Below are 15622 nucleotides of genomic sequence, written 5' to 3' on the forward strand. Positions count from 1 at the left end.
GCATGACTCTTATCTCAAGCGACAAGCACCCGGAAGCTGCGGTGTACCGCGCCACCATCGCCGCTGGCGAGCCCTTTCTCTGCGAAGTAAAAGCCGGCCAGACCCTGCGCCTGCTCGACCTGGAAGGCAATCAGGCGGTCGATACGCTGTTCTATTCGGCGCGCAACCCGCGCGAGCGCTATGACGTGCAACGCACCCTGCGCAAACAGAACCGCGTGTACCTGACCACCGGCAGCGTGCTGTATTCCAACCTGGGCCAGCCGATGCTGACCATCAGCGCCGACACCTGCGGCCGTCACGACACCCTCGGCGGCGCCTGCGCCCAGGAAAGCAACACCGTTCGCTACGCCCTGGACAAGCGCTATATGCACAGCTGCCGCGACAACTTCCTGCGCGCGAGCCTGCACGACGGCCGCCTGAACAAGGCCGACATCAGCGCCAATATCAATTTCTTTATGAACGTGCCGGTAACGCCCGAAGGCGGCCTGACCTTTGAAGACGGCATCTCCGCCGCCGGCAAATACGTCGAGCTCAAGGCGCATATGGACGTGATCGTGCTGATCTCCAACTGCCCGCAACTGAACAACCCATGCAATGGCTACAACCCAACGCCGGCTGAAGTGCTGGTGTGGGATTGATTTTCTCCCCTCTCCCGCTTGCGGGAGAGGGGCCGGGGGAGAGGGCGAGCTGACCAGCACAAACCCAAGCCCTCTCCCCAACCCTCTCCCCGAGGGGAGAGGGGGCAAAAGCCTTTCAACCACGGACGACCGTGGTGCAGACCGAATACTGCGGGACGGCCCGCCCCTTCGAGGACACCTCGAATGTTCAACAAACTGCTGATCGCCAACCGTGGCGCCATCGCCTGCCGCATCCTGCGTACGCTACGCGCCCTTGATGTACAGGGCGTGGCCGTCTACTCCGAAGCCGACGCCGCCAGCCTGCATATCCAGCAGGCGAACGAAGCCCACAGCTTGGGCGAAGGCCCCGCAGCCAATACCTACCTGGTGGTCGAGAAGATTCTCGCCGTGGCCAAACAGAGCGGCGCCACGGCCATCCACCCCGGTTACGGTTTTCTCTCGGAAAACGCCGCCTTTGCCGAAGCATGCGAGGCTGCCGGTATCGCCTTTGTCGGCCCAACGCCCGAGCAGCTGCGGGTATTCGGCCTTAAGCACACCGCCCGCGCCCTGGGCAAACAGCATGGCGTGCCGATGCTCGAAGGCACCGAACTGCTGGAAAACCTCGACGCCGCGTTGGTCGCAGGCGAAGAAGTCGGTTACCCAGTGATGCTGAAAAGCACCGCCGGCGGTGGCGGTATCGGCATGCGCGTATGCAACAGCGCCGCCGAGCTGAGCGATGCCTTCGACGCGGTCAAACGCCTGGGGCAGAACAACTTCAGCGACAGCGGCGTGTTTATCGAGAAATACATCCAGCGCGCCCGTCATCTGGAAGTGCAGGTGTTTGGCGACGGTCGCGGCGAAGTGCTGGCCCTCGGTGTACGCGACTGCTCGGTGCAGCGGCGCAACCAGAAGGTGCTGGAAGAAACTCCGGCGCCGAATCTGCCGGCCGGCATGGCCGAGGAACTCTGCGCGGCGGCGATCAAGCTGGCCAAGGCGGTCAGTTACCGCAGCGCCGGCACCGTGGAATTCGTCTACGACAGCGAGGCAGCGCGCTTTTATTTCCTCGAAGTAAACACCCGCCTGCAAGTCGAGCATGGCGTCACCGAACAGGTATGGGGCGTCGACCTGGTGCGCTGGATGATCGAACTGGCAGCGGGCGATCTGGCCCCGTTAAGTGAACTGGCGAAAGATCTGAAACCCAACGGCCACGCCATTCAAGCGCGCCTGTATGCCGAAGACCCGGGTCGCGACTTCCAGCCGAGCCCCGGCCTGCTTACCGCAGTCAGCTTTCCCAAGGCCGATGGCAAAGCACTGCGTATCGATACCTGGGTCGAAGCCGGCTGCGAGATCCCGCCCTACTTCGACCCGATGATCGCCAAAGTCATCACCTGGGCCGATAGCCGCGAAGCTGCAAGCAGCGCGCTTGGCCAGGCCCTGGCCGATACCCTGCTGTATGGCGTGGAAACCAATAGCCAGTACCTGCGGCAAATCCTCACCGACGCGCCGTTCGCCAGCGGCAACCCCTGGACCCGCTGCCTGGAAGGCCTGATTTATCAGGCCAACACCTTCGAAGTGCTAAGCGCCGGCACCCAGACCACCGTGCAGGACTTCCCCGGCCGCCTCGGCTATTGGGCCGTCGGCGTACCGCCCTCCGGACCAATGGATAGCCGCGCCCTGCGCCTGGGCAATCGTCTGCTGGGCAACGAAGCAGATGCCGCCAGCCTGGAAATCACCATGAGCGGCCCAACCCTGCGCTTTAACACCGATGCAGTGGTGGCGGTCACTGGCGCGCCTATTCCGCTAAGCGTCGATGGTAGCGAGCAGCCACTGAATACCGCGTTGCTGATCAAAGCCGGCAGCACCTTGAGCCTTGGCACCATTGCCGGCGCGGGGGCACGTAGCTATCTAAGTCTGCGCGGCGGTGTGCAGGTGCCGGATTATCTCGGCAGCAAAAGCACCTTTACCCTCGGCCAGTTCGGCGGCCACGGCGGCCGCGCCCTGAGGGCCGGTGACGTGCTGCATATCCCGGCTCTGACCGACCGTCAAGCCGGCGCGCAACTGCCTGCCGAACTGTGCAGCGCCCTCCCCGCTGTGCGCGAAATTCGCGTGATCTATGGCCCGCACGGCGCGCCGGAATACTTTACTCCGGCCTATATCGAGACATTCTTCGCCACCGACTGGGAAGTGCACTTCAACTCCAGCCGCACCGGCGTGCGCCTGATCGGGCCAAAACCTGAGTGGGTACGCGATAGCGGCGGCGAAGCCGGCCTGCACCCGTCGAACATTCACGACAACCCCTATGCTATCGGCGCGGTGGACTTTACCGGTGATATGCCGGTGATCCTCGGCCCGGACGGCCCGAGTCTTGGCGGCTTTGTTTGCCCGGTGACGATTATCGAGGCGGACCTTTGGCAGCTGGGGCAGCTTAAGGCCGGCGACAAGGTGCGCTTTGCGCCGGTGGATATCGCTACAGCGCGGGAACTGGCCAAGACCGGCAACCTTGAGTGCGCGCTTGTCTCCCCTCTCCCGCCTGCGGGAGAGGGGCCGGGGGAGAGGGCTGTTTCAACCAACGCCCAAAGCCCCTCTCCCCAACCCTCTCCCATAAATGGGAGAGGGAGCAGTTCAGCCCTCACTTCCCCCATCGTCCTGGATATCGGCGAAGCCGATAAGCGCCTGGTCGCGCGCCTGTCTGGCGACACCCATCTGCTGCTGGAAATCGGCGCGGCGGAGCTGGATCTGGTGCTGCGCTTCCGTGGCCATGCGCTGATGCAGGCGCTGGAAGCCAAGCAGCTGATTGGGGTGATCGACCTAACGCCCGGCATTCGCTCGCTGCAAGTGCATTACCAGCCAGAAACCCTCGCCCTTAGCGATCTGCTCGGCATAGTCGCCGGCGAATGGGACGCCGTGTGCGCCGCGCAGGACCTGCGCGTACCGTCACGGATCGTTCATCTGCCGCTGTCCTGGGATGACCCTGCCTGCCAGTTGGCCATCGAGAAATACATGACCACGGTGCGCAAGGACGCGCCCTGGTGCCCGAGCAACCTGGAATTTATCCGCCGGATCAACGACCTGCCCAATCTCGATGAGGTGTACAGAACGGTCTTTGAAGCCAGCTATCTGGTGATGGGCCTGGGCGACGTCTACCTCGGCGCGCCGGTGGCCACCCCGCTGGACCCGCGCCATCGGCTGGTTACCACCAAGTACAACCCGGCGCGCACCTGGACCGCCGAGAACTCGGTGGGCATCGGCGGCGCCTATATGTGCGTGTACGGCATGGAAGGCCCCGGCGGTTATCAGTTCGTTGGCCGCACCCTGCAGATGTGGAACCGCTACCGCGAAGTCGCCGCCTTCGACGGCAAGCCCTGGCTGCTGCGCTTCTTCGATCAGATCCGCTTCTACCCGGTCTCGGCAGACGAATTGCTGCGTATCCGCCGTGACTTCCCCCTGGGCCGCTATGGCTTGCGTATCGAGCACAGTGAATTGGCCCTGGCCGATTACCAGACCTTTCTCGACCGCGAGGCTGAGGGCATCGACGCCTTCCGTAACCAACAACGCGCCGCCTTCGACGCCGAACGTCAGCGCTGGATCGCCTCTGGCCAGGCGCACTACGAGAGCGAGGAAGTCGCCGCCGATCTCGGCGAAGACGCCCCGCTCGGCGCCGGACTGCACAGCATCGACAGCCATATCGCCGGCAACCTTTGGCAGGTGCAGGTGAGTGAAGGCGACCAGGTCAAAGCCGGCGATGTGCTGGTGATACTGGAGTCGATGAAGATGGAAATCCCCCTGCTCGCCCCGCGCGATGGCGTGGTGCGTGAGGTGCGCGTGCAACCCGGCTCGCCGGTGCGTGCCGGACAGCGTGTGGTGGTGCTAGAGGAAGTGTAAGGAGCTAGCGCCGATAGCTCAGGATGCGCCCTTTAAACGGCGCATCCGGGTTATCCAGCAGATTCAGGCTATCGGCCAGCTGCAGGTAGCCGTGCTCCAGCATATGCCGGGAAAACCGCGCGCTGTTGCCGCGGCCAGGGTCAACAATCAGCACCGCCGCATGGCGATTGCAATGGCGGTCGATAAACCCGGCCAGCAGGCTCGGGTGGTCGCGCTCGTAAAGCAGATCGCTGCCGATCACCAGATCAAACAGACCCAGCTGCTGATAGTCCTCAGCCCAATCGCAACTCTGATAGGGCACCGGTTCCAGTTGATTAAGCGCGGCATTGCGCAGCAGAAACTCGCCCGCCAGCGGGTGGTAGTCGCTGGCGGTGATATCCGCTCCCAGGCGCTGCAGCACCAGGCTGGTCAGCCCCAGGCCGCAGCCCAGTTCGAGAATCCGCAGCCCATCCACTGACATGCCGCTGAGGGTTTGCGCCAGCACTTCACCAGCCGGCCACAGCTGACCGAACAGCGACCAGGTAGCTGAAGAGATTCCGGCTTTTTCCGCCAGGCCGTCGAGGTCGGAAAACTGCTGTTTGTCACGTAGCGAGCACAGGTGAAAATCCTCCAGCCCGATGCTCAGGGTGGAATATTTGATGCGATAGCTGGCGGGCGCGCTGGGCATGGGGGCTCGGTGTGCTGAAAGGACTGCGGTCAGGGGCAGATCAGCAAGGCGTACGAGCAGCGTACGGGTCACCAAGGAGACTCTTCGTGTACCAGATGTTGAAAAACTACCTACGCTGCCATCGCGGCGTTAAAAACAGGCTCAAATGCTCATTTACAGCTCGTAAACTCCGCTTCTCGCCTGTTTTTGCCTTGCGCTGGCTGCCTCGCCAACGTTTTTTCAACGGTCTGGTCGCCGCACCTTAGTCCTCAGGGCCTGGCGCAGCAAGCGCCATGCGCGCCCGTAAATCGGCCAAGGCCCCATGTTTCAGCAGCGCCGGCCGGTGCCGGGCGCTACAATGCGGCGATTATTTAACCAGCAGAGCCTTGCATGTCTCACAAATCTCCCCTGGCCCGCCAATGGTCCTTGATTGCGCTGCTGCTGGTTCTGCTCGGTTGTGGCTTCCTCGCCACCTCCCTGGCCAGTTACTACACCGCTCTAGATTCGATCCGCGCCGGGATCATCAACACCGAATTGCCGCTGACCTCGGACAACGTCTACTCGGAAATCCAGAAGGACCTGGTTCGGCCCATCCTGATTTCCTCGATGATGTCCCGCGACACCTACGTGCGCGACTGGGTGCTGGGCGGCGAGAAGGACGCGGAGCAGATCACCCGCTACCTGCGCGAGGTGCAGGAGCATTACGCCACGGTCACCAGCTTCTTCGTCTCGGAGAAAACCCACACCTACTACCAGGCCAAAGGCGTGCTCAAGCAGGTGCAGGAAGATGAGCCGCGTGATGACTGGTATTTCCGCGTGCGCGACATGCAGACGCCTTACGAAATCAATGTCGATGTCGACATGGCCAACAACGACCGCATGACCGTGTTTATCAATTACAAGGTGTTCGACTACCAGCAGCGCTTTATCGGCGCGACCGGCGTCGGCCTGACCGTGGATGCGGTGGTCAACCTGATCGACACCTACCAGCAACGCTATGAGCGCAGTGTGTTCTTTGTCGACACCAATGGCCTGCTGGTCCTCACCGGCGCCAGCGGCGGGCCGATGGGCGCGCGGGTTGGCCAGTCGCTCAGCGAAATCCCCGGCCTGGAAGAACTACAGGCCAAGTTGCCGCATCCGCAAAGCGGCGACTTCGAGTATCAGGAACACGGCCGCGATCACTTCCTCAATGTGCGTTTTATCCCCGAGCTGAACTGGTACCTGTTTGTCGACAAGCACGAAGACGGCGCGGTCGCCGGCATCCGCAAGTCGCTGTACCTCAATCTGCTGATCTGCCTGGTGGTCACCGTTATCGTCATCAGCCTGGTCAGCCTGGTGCTACGCCGCTATCAACGGCGCATCAGCGCCCTGGCCACCACCGACCTGCTCACCGAGCTGCCCAACCGCCGTGGCTTCGATCTGCTGGCCAACCAGGCCGTGCAGGAAGCCAGGCGCAGCCCGAGCGCGCTGTGCGCCCTGATGCTCGATCTGGACAACTTCAAGCAGCTCAACGACAACCATGGCCATATGGCCGGTGATGAAGTGCTGCGCCGCTTTGCCAGCGACCTGCGCAGCACCCTGCGCCAGTCCGACATCATCTGCCGCTGGGGTGGCGAGGAATTTATTCTGCTGCTCAAGGACACCACACCCGAGCAGGCCCGCGAGCTGGGCGAGAAAATCCGCCAGCAAACCGAGCAAAGCAGCATCAGCTTCAACGGCGCGCAGCTGCGCATCACCACCAGCATCGGCCTGGCGCAATTGCATGCCGATGAATCCCTGGAGCAGCTGATCACCCGCGCCGACCGTGCCCTGTACCGGGCCAAACAGGGCGGCCGCAACCGCCTGTGTGAAGAAACCGCGTGAGTGATGACACCAGCCGCTGCCCCTGCTGTGGGCAGCTCAACCAGTGCGCCCAGGCTGGCGCCGCCGCACCGGTGAGCGAGTGCTGGTGTTTTAGCGTGCCTGTCGATGCCGCGCAGCTGGCCAAGCTGCCGCCCGAGCAGCGCAACCGCAGCTGCCTGTGCCCACGCTGCGCCCAGGGCCTGCCGCCTGAGACGCAGCCAGCAGCTGATTAACCATGCGTCTCGACCGCTTTCTCAGCAACCTGCCCCAGTTCAATCGCCAGGCCGCCCGCCAACTGCTGGCCAGCGGCCGCGTGCGAGTGGACGGCGCGGTGATTTGCGATGGCCTATACGAAGTCAGCCAGTTCAGCCGTATCGAGGTTGATAGCGAGCTGCTGCAGGCCGGCAAAGCCGCACGCTACTTTATGCTGCACAAACCCATCGGCGTGGTCAGCGCCACCGCGCATGAGCAGCACCGCACCGTGCTGGATTTACTTGATGAACCGGACAAAGCCGACCTGCACCTGGCCGGCCGCCTGGACCTGAATACCAGCGGCCTGCTGCTGATCACCAACGACGGCCAGTGGTCGCGCCGCCTAACCGAACCGCGCAGCCGCCTGGGTAAGGTCTACCGGGTTAAAACCGAACAGCCGATTACTCCTGAGTACATCGAGGTGTTCGCCCGCGGCTTGTACCTCGCCTATGAAGACCTCACCACCCTGCCCGCCGAATTGGTCATTCTCGGTAGCCACAGCGCCCTGCTGACCCTGCACGAAGGCCGCTACCATCAGGTCAAGCGCATGTTTGGCCACTTCCAGAACAAGGTCATCGGCCTGCATCGCCTAAGCATGGGCGCCATCCAACTCGATCCGCACTTAGCCCCCGGCCAGTACCGCGCCCTGACGACAGCGGAAATCGCCTGCGTCTAAGGCCACCCCTGCACAAGTCACATACTTAGCTAGCTAACCGACAAACGGTTGTTCGATATCCCAATATTCACTTGCGCCAGCAGGAACACGGCTGCTTAAATCAAACCATAAGGTCTTATCGTGACTGAACAGTCACGCAAGCCATCTAAGCGTTCCATCGGTTACTTGCGCACTGCGCGAAATGGGTTCCTGCCTGGTCAAAGACGCCACTCCACACCTGCCAAAAGGTCGTGGACGGATGCTCTATTTCAGCCCTAACTGATTGAAAATAAATAACTTATAAAATCCTCCAGCCTGACATCTTGTTGTCACGTCCAGGCGCTTTCCTGATTGTCCTGCTTAGCCCGGTTTAACGGCACCGCCGTTTTGCCATGCCCACTTTTGCGCCAGGAGGAAACGACATGAAGCCAGCCACCGCTGTCGTCGATGTTCACGGGATCTACAAGATCTACACGGAGTTCTACGCCAATCCGAGCGCGCGCAAGACCATCATCCTGGTTAACGGCTCACTCTCCACCACCGCAGCCTTCGCGCAAACGGTCAAATACCTGCGTACCCAGTTCAATGTGGTGCTCTACGACCAGCCCTATGCCGGCCAGTCGAAGCCGCACAACCATCACCACCAGCCGATCACCAAGGAAGACGAGGCCAGCATCCTGCTCGAACTGATCGAACAGTTCCGCGCCCACCACCTGATGTCGTTCTCTTGGGGAGGCGTCGCCGCCATGCTCGCCCTGGCCCAGCGCCCGGCGCGTATTGAAAAGGCGGTCATCACCTCCTTCTCGCCGTTGCTCAACGAGCCGATGGTCGACTACCTGGAACAAGGCCTGACCCATCTGCACGCCCTCGACGGCGACCAACTCGGTCACCTGGTCAACAGCACCATCGGGCGCTACCTGCCGTCGCTGTTCAAGCGCTATAACCATCGCCATATCAGCAGCCTCGACAGCCACGAATACCAGCAAATGCATGCCCATGTGCACCAGGTACTGCACCTCGACGCCCATTGCCAGATGCAGTGCCTGGCAGGCATCGAGATCCCGCTGCTATTCGTCAACGGCGAACACGACGCCTACACCTCGCCAGCCGACGTGCGCCTGTTTGCCAAGCACCTGAACGACTGCCAGTTCGTCACCATCGACAACGCCGGGCACTTCCTCGACATGGAACACAAAGCCGCATGGCTGCAGAGCCAGGCCGCACTGCTGGGCTTCCTGCAGAGCAAGCCACTGCGCCAGACCCACTACCGCCCACAGATGGACGTACTGCACGCGCTGGCCGTATGAAGCCTATACACACCCGCGCCCGCACCGCGTTATTGCAGATAACCGGGGCGCGGACTTCATTTCAACCAAAACTTCCGGTATAAAGGCACCCGCTGCGGGCGTCGTATAGTGGTAATACCCTAGCTTCCCAAGCTAGAGCTGTGGGTTCGATTCCCATCGCCCGCTCCAAATCGTAGTTTTTAAAGCCCTGATTTCTAACAAGATTTCGGGGCTTTTTGCTTCTGGGGTACGCCCGACGGACAGGGAGAGAAAAGGATGAAGGCTGACAGGCATGACGCCCCCGAATGGATCAGAAGCAACAGCCGCAAGCGCGGCAACCTGGGAGTGGTGATACCGGGCTTGATCGGCACCGTTATCACCATCGGCGCACTTTACGTAGCAAGCCAAGCCTTCCTGCAGGGCACCGTAAAGAACCTGGCCGAAAGCAAACAACAGTCGAAACCCGTACCAGTTGCCGAGATCCGTCGAGCAGAGCCCGAGACGGATTGGAGAAAAGTGGTCGAAGAGCAGGCAAGGCGAGACGCAACGTCTCAACCGCAAGCGGAACTGCCTACAAGCGAAAACACCGCCACCAAACAAACAGTGTTCAATGATCTGAACTACAAACCGCGAGGCGCAGATAACGTGTTGGCCTTCGAAGAAACCTATAAACCAATCGAATCAGAAAAACCCGCCGCAAAAATGCGAGTAACAGTGATCAAAGAAGAGCAAAAACTAAAAGACTGGGTATGCGGAAGCCGCCCTAATGGAAGCGTTGAGCAAAGAAACTGTAAGTCTCGCGTTGGGCTGCAGTATAGAAACTAGTGGTGCAGCCTATAACGCATCAATAACCGGCGCAGCTTTGCTACGTCCGGCGCCGCAAGCGCGAAGTTGATTGACTTGTTAAGCTTTATCACGCGCTCTAAACTCCGCTAGTTTTTGCAATTGAGACTGAAATTTTTCTTGTGAAATAAGGCTTGCAGGGCTTTTATTTACTCCCTTTACTTCTGGCACCACAAAAGGCTTTTTTATTGGATGCTTACTAATTATACCTAGAGCTTCATATTCTTGCCTGCACCATTCATCCAAACTTATTATCGGCCGCAAAGACTCTTCATTATCCGCAAGATAGTTTCCATAATTAGTAGGGCGTGGAAATCCATTAGCTTGATCTGACTGCCTAATGGTTAATATGATGCTTACTTTCATTGGAGAAAGTACTCCATCAGATAACAAACTATGAATATAGCTGTATGCCATCGGATCTAGCACCTGCACATGACGCTCGATGATCTTATCTGCCATAGCAGACATATTTTTCAATTGTTCAGGCAGCCACTGCCACCAAGTTCTTGGTGGAGTGACGCTAGGCTTCGCATCAAGATCCAAGCACATCGCCATCTTATTAATACTCTCTTGAGACAAGAGACCTTTTAGTGTGTCGGGATATTTATCTGGCACAGACTGCAGATAAATATCCTTCCAGTAAGAAATCAACCTACAAGTTAACAACCGGACATCCTCATATGCTGCAAGCCTATGAGGCAATCGTTTATCTTCTTCTGCTTTAACCGTAATTGAATGAAGAGCTTGGCCAATCGTAATAATCCCGAGAAGCACTTCAATTGCCACTACAGCTCTCATAATTTGAGATGTTGGATTAATATCGCCAAACCCAAGGGTTGTTATGGATACGATACTGAAATAGATAGCATCTATAGGTGTATTAATACCTGGATCAAAAAACTCCCCGGGCTTTATCTCGTAGATCCCGAGCAAACTCAAAAGTTTTGGAATATAGAAAATCAGTGCAGCGACAACTATTATCTGCCCGTACTGAAATATATATTTATGCCTTGCTCGAAAGAAATTAAATCTATCCATTTTGGTTCTAACTATATGTTTCATATTAATTTTTCTTGAAGCTTAACGATTAATCCAAAAAACTTGCCTTAGCAAGCCCCAACAAACCAAATGAGTAATTTAAGCGCCTTGTTATACGAAAAACTACCTAATTTCGTAAACTGCTTGCGAGGCACTCATAAACTTATAAATTTTATTACCTTTGATTTCGAACTCCGCTTGTGATGCGCTCATGTATTTATGGATTTTGTTTCCTTTTATCTGATATACGGGCTGCACTCATATACTTATGTATTTTGTCGCCACGAATTTCAAACTCCGCCTGACTCGCACTCATATATTTGTATATCTTCTTTCCATCATATTCAGTAGACATTATTCACTTCCTTGATTTTGTACAACGTTTGGTTAGGGCGGGCTTTAGCCTGTCCCAGTGAGCGAAACGAGTGACTTGATCCACTTGTAAAGATTAAGGACGCGTTACCAATAGAGCCATGCCAGGCTCAATGCCTACCTCTTTCAAGCTTCTAGTATCAGGGCAAGGAACACCTTTCTCAGTTCTTGTAATCATTCTTGCGTTTTTTATTATTTCACGATTTTCAGATTTCCTTAGAACCCAGGAGTGGCCGTATTCAAAAGGAGGTACGTGGCTGTTAATAAGAAAGTAAATCTCATCTGTTAAGCTATTTAGAGAAGGGAATGCCACGAACGGTAACTCAAAAATGTGTAGCTTGTTTCCGGTTAATGGACTAGCGTCAATGGTTATAAATGAGCTTTTCTTTATTGAGCTTTTAATTGCGTTTGCAACTCTAACTTTCACACCTGGATCATTTTTGTTTTCTGGGAGTACGGAGTCAAGCGCCGTCTCAATATCGTGCTCTATAGTTTCTTCTAAACTTGACACCTCGGGTCGCCCTGCTCTGGATGCGCGTATTCCTTCCAGAAAAGATTCGTCGCTGTTATAGTCTGATGGAGCATATAGAGCTTTATGATTCCAGTTCAGGGTTGCGAAGAAAAACACAACTAAAGCAAATGGAAATGTCATTAAGAACCAGATGTATAAAGCTTGATTTTCTGCTGCTATAAAGGGCAAAACTCCAGTCCCACTTATTTCTGCAATCCCAGCAAATATTGCGATCACTGAAAGCGGATTCCTAACAACTCCTGTTTTGTTCATTGCCCCTCCTGGGTTTCTCATAACGTTTGGTTAGGGAGCTGGCTTTAGCTGGCCCCAGTGGGCGCAGCGAACAATTTGAGCGCACTGCTAGGGTCTTCCTCAACTATTATAAGTGGCGCTGCAATCCACTCATCGAATGCGCTTTTAGATGAAAACACTCGAACTAGTGCTCGGACGGGAATATCCACTTGGTGCACAACCGTACCAAGTAATGATTGAAATGAGTCTATCCCTGAAAAGAAGTAATCGGGGGATGTAATTAATGCGAATTTTGTATTGTCTGAAGTGGCAATTTTGAAGAATCGTTCTTCAGCTATGTTTTCTGTTACCGGCTTGTCGCTTTTCTTAGGAGTGCCAAGAATCGTGCTAGTGTGTTTTGTTTGACTTAGCTTTACTTTTGCTACAGAAAGACTACCTGACACCCATGCTATCTTTGATTTCTGTCCAACTTCATGCTTGTAGGTTGAAAAGTCACGAATCAAATTAAGCTCGTCTATTAATTCAGAAAGCATGGTGTTCGTAGATATTGTGTAGGTTTTGCTTTCTATTGAGCTTGCGCCAGCGCTTAGAATTGGGATTCTTATCCCTGCATTGATTCCTTCCGTTTTGGTTATTGATGTAATAGGGCTAAAGTCAGATATCTCTTCATATTTTGCAGAAATGTAATCTTTGTCCAGATATATCAATGACTCAAAAATCCCTTTCTTGTTCACGACTGAACCCTCTAAATGAAGTTCCGCTAACGCCGCGGCTCAGGCAGGCGAAAAGCGACATGGCGTGCCCACGCACTAGATCAGCCAAAGTGCAGTGATGGCTAGACGCTACTGTTAAGGCTCAAGGCTGTCTAGAGGAGGTGTCGAAAGAGTGTCGAAATCACAGCGAAGAAAAGCGGATTTATGCGGGTATGAGTTAGCTAGACCCCAGGAATAGCAAGGCTTAGCGGGATAACGCAGGCAGAAACAGAGGGTTCGATTCCCATCGCCCGCTCCAAATCGCAGAACGCAAAAAGCCTCGGAACCAAACAGTTTCGGGGCTTTTTGCTTTCTGGGTTAAAGCGCCGCACCTAGGCCAAAGCAAAAGCAGCATTTGGCTGAACGAGACAATCCAGTGATAAACGACGTAAGCGCTAAGTAGCGCGAGACACCGCCAGGTATTTGATAAAAAACCTGATGTGCTGCAGTAGATGGCGTTCCCAACTGGATTCGAACCAGTATCTAGCCCTTAGGAGGGGCTTATTCTATCCATTGAACTATGGGAACCGAGGCTGGATAGACGGGCCACCAGCGGGCCGCATCTTAGCGAGCCTGGGCGGTTTTGTCATGCCGCTGCCATCATCTCGGCGCCATACTGCCAACTGACTGCCAACCGGCTGTCATAAGGAGAGGAGATCGCCATGCGCCCCGCTGCTTCGCATCATCTGCCGGATTCGCCTTTTGCCGATTTTCATCTGCGTGCGGTCAGCGTTAACGATGCTGCTGCCCTGGCGGCCTTGCTGCAGCAGCTAGCGCCCGATGAGCCGCGTGCCGATGCCAAGCTCTTGGCTTTGCGCTTGAGCGAGCTGCCGGTAAGCCGTGTGGTGCTGGTGGCCGAGCGGGACGGCAAGTTACTTGGCACCTGCACGATCAATCTGATTGAGCACCTGGCGCACAACTTTGCCCGCTCGGCGATTCTTGAAGATGTGGTAGTAGATACTGAGGCACGCGGCCTGGGGATTGGCCAGGCGCTGATGGGCAAAGCCATCGAACGCGCCCGCGCCTGGGGCTGTTACAAGGTTGCGCTGTCCAGCAGCCAGAGCCGTGAGGCCGCCCATGCGTTTTATGCCAATCTGGGGTTTAAGCCGCATGGGATTAGTCTGGCGCTGATGCTGGATTAAGAAGATGTCAAAGGCCTTTGTAGGAACGGGGGAGACGCCTAGTTCTTGCCCGCGAACCGAGGTACCCGGAAAAACATCGCGGGCATGGCCCGCTCCTACGGGTTTGCAAAAACTGCCAGAACCGTAGGGTGGATGACGCTTCACCCATCCACCAATTGCGCCACGGTGGTGGATGAAAACAACGTCATCCACCCTACAACGACAACCCGTAGGAGGCTGAGCGCGAACCGAGGCCACCGGAGAAGCATCGCGGGCATGAACTAGGCGTTCCCGCCACTCCTACGGGGTTTGCAAAAACTGCCGGTAGTGCGCTGTTTTTAGCGGCCGAAGCGCTCTTCGGCTAATTGATCGGCGATTTCTACGGTGGTTTTGCTCGCTGCATCGGCGCGCTGGAAGATCTGCTCCAGGGTCGCGCCGATGCCTTCGATGTGCGCTTTGAGCTGTGCGGCGCTGCCGCCGGTGCGTTCGTAGCAGACATCGATAATGCCGCCGGCATTGATCGCGTAATCCGGCGCGTACAGGCATTCGTTGCGGCGCAGGGTTTCCGCCAGGCTGGCATCGGCCAGTTGGTTGTTGGCGGCCCCAGCGATAATCGGCGCACGCAGGGCTTCCAGGGTTTGCTGGTTGATAATGCCGCCCATGGCGCATGGCGCGAATACATCGACATCCAGGCCGAAAATCGCCTGCTGCGGCACAGCGGTTGCACCCAACTGCTCGACCGCACGGCGCACATTGGCTTCGACGATATCGGTTACCCACAGCTCGGCACCAGCGGTTTTCAGCTGACGCGCCAGGTCGAAGCCCACCTGCCCTACCCCTTGGATCGCGACTTTCAGACCGTGCAGATCATCACGGCCCAGGCGGTGTTTGACTGCGGTCTGAATGCCAATAAACACGCCGTAAGCGGTAGACGGTGACGGGTCGCCATTGCGTGTACCGCCGGCGAAGGCTTCACGCAGCTCGGCGCCGGATACGTGGCGCGTGCGCTCGGCCATGATCTGCATTTCCGCAACACCGGTGCCGGAGTCGGCGGCGGTGATATAGCGGCCGCCGAGGCTGTCGACAAAATCACCCATGGCCTGGAACAGCGCCGCGCTCTTGCCGGTATGCGGGTCGCCGATGATCACTGCTTTGCCGCCACCCAGCGGCAGGTTGGCCAGGGCCGATTTGTAGGTCATGCCGCGCGACAGGCGCAGCACATCGCGCAGCGCTTCATCGTCATTGGCGTAGGGCCACATGCGGCAACCGCCGAGGGCCGGGCCGAGGTTGCTGTTGTGAATGGCAATAATCGCCCGCAGGCCGCTGGCCTTGTCGTGGCCGTAGACCACCTGTTCGTGGTGGTCGAAATCGATATGGGAAAACACGGACATAGGTGCCTCGTTTTTTTGTTGTAAGAGGTCGCCCTCTCCCGGTTAAGGGAGAGGGTGAAGGTTATAAGCATCAGGTGGGAGAGCCTGTTCACGATCTCGCGAGCTAGAGCGAGACAAGGCAAAAACAGCCGAGGAAGCGGAGTTTACGGAGCTGTAAAT

The 15622-nt window shown here is 57.1% G+C and carries 14 protein-coding genes and 2 tRNA genes; 10 read left to right on the forward strand and 6 right to left on the reverse strand.

Annotated elements, in window-relative coordinates; translation table 11 throughout:
* The first annotated feature begins 2 nt into the window (after positions 1 to 2).
* Both AACY25_RS17680 and uca read left to right on the forward strand, forming a co-directional pair.
* Positions 3 to 638, forward strand: a complete 636-nt coding sequence (locus tag AACY25_RS17680; protein WP_170048079.1) for an urea amidolyase associated protein UAAP2 — start codon at positions 3 to 5, stop codon at positions 636 to 638.
* A 183-nt stretch (positions 639 to 821) separates the two neighbouring features.
* Positions 822 to 4499, forward strand: a complete 3678-nt coding sequence (uca, locus tag AACY25_RS17685) for an urea carboxylase (RefSeq protein ID WP_339526330.1) — start codon at positions 822 to 824, stop codon at positions 4497 to 4499.
* A gap of 4 nt (positions 4500 to 4503) precedes the next feature.
* Here the strand turns inward: uca and AACY25_RS17690 are convergent, their stop codons facing one another.
* Positions 4504 to 5166 (reverse strand): class I SAM-dependent methyltransferase, encoded by a 663-nt coding sequence (locus tag AACY25_RS17690; protein WP_339526332.1) that lies wholly within the window; start codon positions 5164 to 5166, stop codon positions 4504 to 4506.
* An 86-nt stretch (positions 5167 to 5252) separates the two neighbouring features.
* Between AACY25_RS17690 and AACY25_RS17695 the strand changes: the two genes are divergently transcribed.
* The 7 genes from AACY25_RS17695 to AACY25_RS17725 all read left to right on the forward strand — a co-directional run bounded on the left by AACY25_RS17695 (position 5253) and on the right by AACY25_RS17725 (position 10005).
* On the forward strand, positions 5253 to 5411 hold the full coding sequence (locus tag AACY25_RS17695; protein ID WP_339526334.1) for a hypothetical protein: 159 nt from the start codon (positions 5253 to 5255) through the stop codon (positions 5409 to 5411).
* Between the two features lie 124 nt (positions 5412 to 5535).
* Positions 5536 to 7008 (forward strand): sensor domain-containing diguanylate cyclase, encoded by a 1473-nt coding sequence (locus AACY25_RS17700; RefSeq protein WP_339526336.1) that lies wholly within the window; start codon positions 5536 to 5538, stop codon positions 7006 to 7008.
* Positions 7005 to 7220 carry a cysteine-rich CWC family protein gene (locus AACY25_RS17705; RefSeq protein ID WP_339526338.1) on the forward strand — a complete coding sequence of 72 codons (216 nt, stop codon included), beginning with the start codon at positions 7005 to 7007 and terminating at the stop codon, positions 7218 to 7220. Before AACY25_RS17700 ends, AACY25_RS17705 begins: the two co-directional genes overlap by 4 nt.
* A 2-nt stretch (positions 7221 to 7222) precedes the next feature.
* A complete protein-coding gene (locus AACY25_RS17710) occupies positions 7223 to 7915 on the forward strand; it encodes a pseudouridine synthase (RefSeq protein ID WP_339526339.1) in 693 nt (230 codons plus the stop codon).
* Between the two features lie 401 nt (positions 7916 to 8316).
* Positions 8317 to 9201 (forward strand): alpha/beta fold hydrolase, encoded by an 885-nt coding sequence (locus AACY25_RS17715; protein ID WP_339526340.1) that lies wholly within the window; start codon positions 8317 to 8319, stop codon positions 9199 to 9201.
* 94 nt (positions 9202 to 9295) lie between these two features.
* Positions 9296 to 9369, forward strand: a tRNA-Gly gene (locus AACY25_RS17720).
* An 87-nt stretch (positions 9370 to 9456) separates the two neighbouring features.
* A complete protein-coding gene (locus AACY25_RS17725; RefSeq protein ID WP_339526341.1) occupies positions 9457 to 10005 on the forward strand; it encodes a hypothetical protein in 549 nt (182 codons plus the stop codon).
* A 78-nt stretch (positions 10006 to 10083) separates the two neighbouring features.
* On the opposite strand, the gene AACY25_RS17730 is transcribed toward AACY25_RS17725, so the two are convergent.
* From AACY25_RS17730 to AACY25_RS17745, 4 genes are all read right to left on the reverse strand, one after another.
* Complete coding sequence (locus AACY25_RS17730) at positions 10084 to 11088, reverse strand: potassium channel family protein (protein WP_339526342.1); 1005 nt, start codon at positions 11086 to 11088, stop codon at positions 10084 to 10086.
* A gap of 424 nt (positions 11089 to 11512) precedes the next feature.
* Positions 11513 to 12220 (reverse strand): hypothetical protein, encoded by a 708-nt coding sequence (locus AACY25_RS17735; protein WP_339526343.1) that lies wholly within the window; start codon positions 12218 to 12220, stop codon positions 11513 to 11515.
* A gap of 44 nt (positions 12221 to 12264) precedes the next feature.
* Positions 12265 to 12933: a hypothetical protein gene (locus AACY25_RS17740; RefSeq protein WP_339526344.1), complete on the reverse strand. Its 669-nt coding sequence runs from the start codon at positions 12931 to 12933 to the stop codon at positions 12265 to 12267.
* Positions 12934 to 13404: 471 nt separating this feature from the next.
* A tRNA-Arg gene (locus AACY25_RS17745) sits at positions 13405 to 13479 on the reverse strand.
* Between the two features lie 134 nt (positions 13480 to 13613).
* On the opposite strand from AACY25_RS17745, the gene AACY25_RS17750 reads away from it, so the two are divergent.
* Positions 13614 to 14093, forward strand: a complete 480-nt coding sequence (locus tag AACY25_RS17750) for a GNAT family N-acetyltransferase (RefSeq protein ID WP_339526345.1) — start codon at positions 13614 to 13616, stop codon at positions 14091 to 14093.
* 317 nt (positions 14094 to 14410) lie between these two features.
* Here AACY25_RS17750 and AACY25_RS17755 read toward each other — a convergent pair whose 3' ends face one another.
* Positions 14411 to 15463 (reverse strand): Glu/Leu/Phe/Val dehydrogenase dimerization domain-containing protein, encoded by a 1053-nt coding sequence (locus tag AACY25_RS17755; protein ID WP_339526347.1) that lies wholly within the window; start codon positions 15461 to 15463, stop codon positions 14411 to 14413.
* Positions 15464 to 15622: the final 159 nt, after the last annotated feature.

The organism is Pseudomonas sp. EA_35y_Pfl2_R111 (assembly GCF_963970955.1).
Taxonomy (GTDB): Bacteria; Pseudomonadota; Gammaproteobacteria; order Pseudomonadales; family Pseudomonadaceae; genus Aquipseudomonas.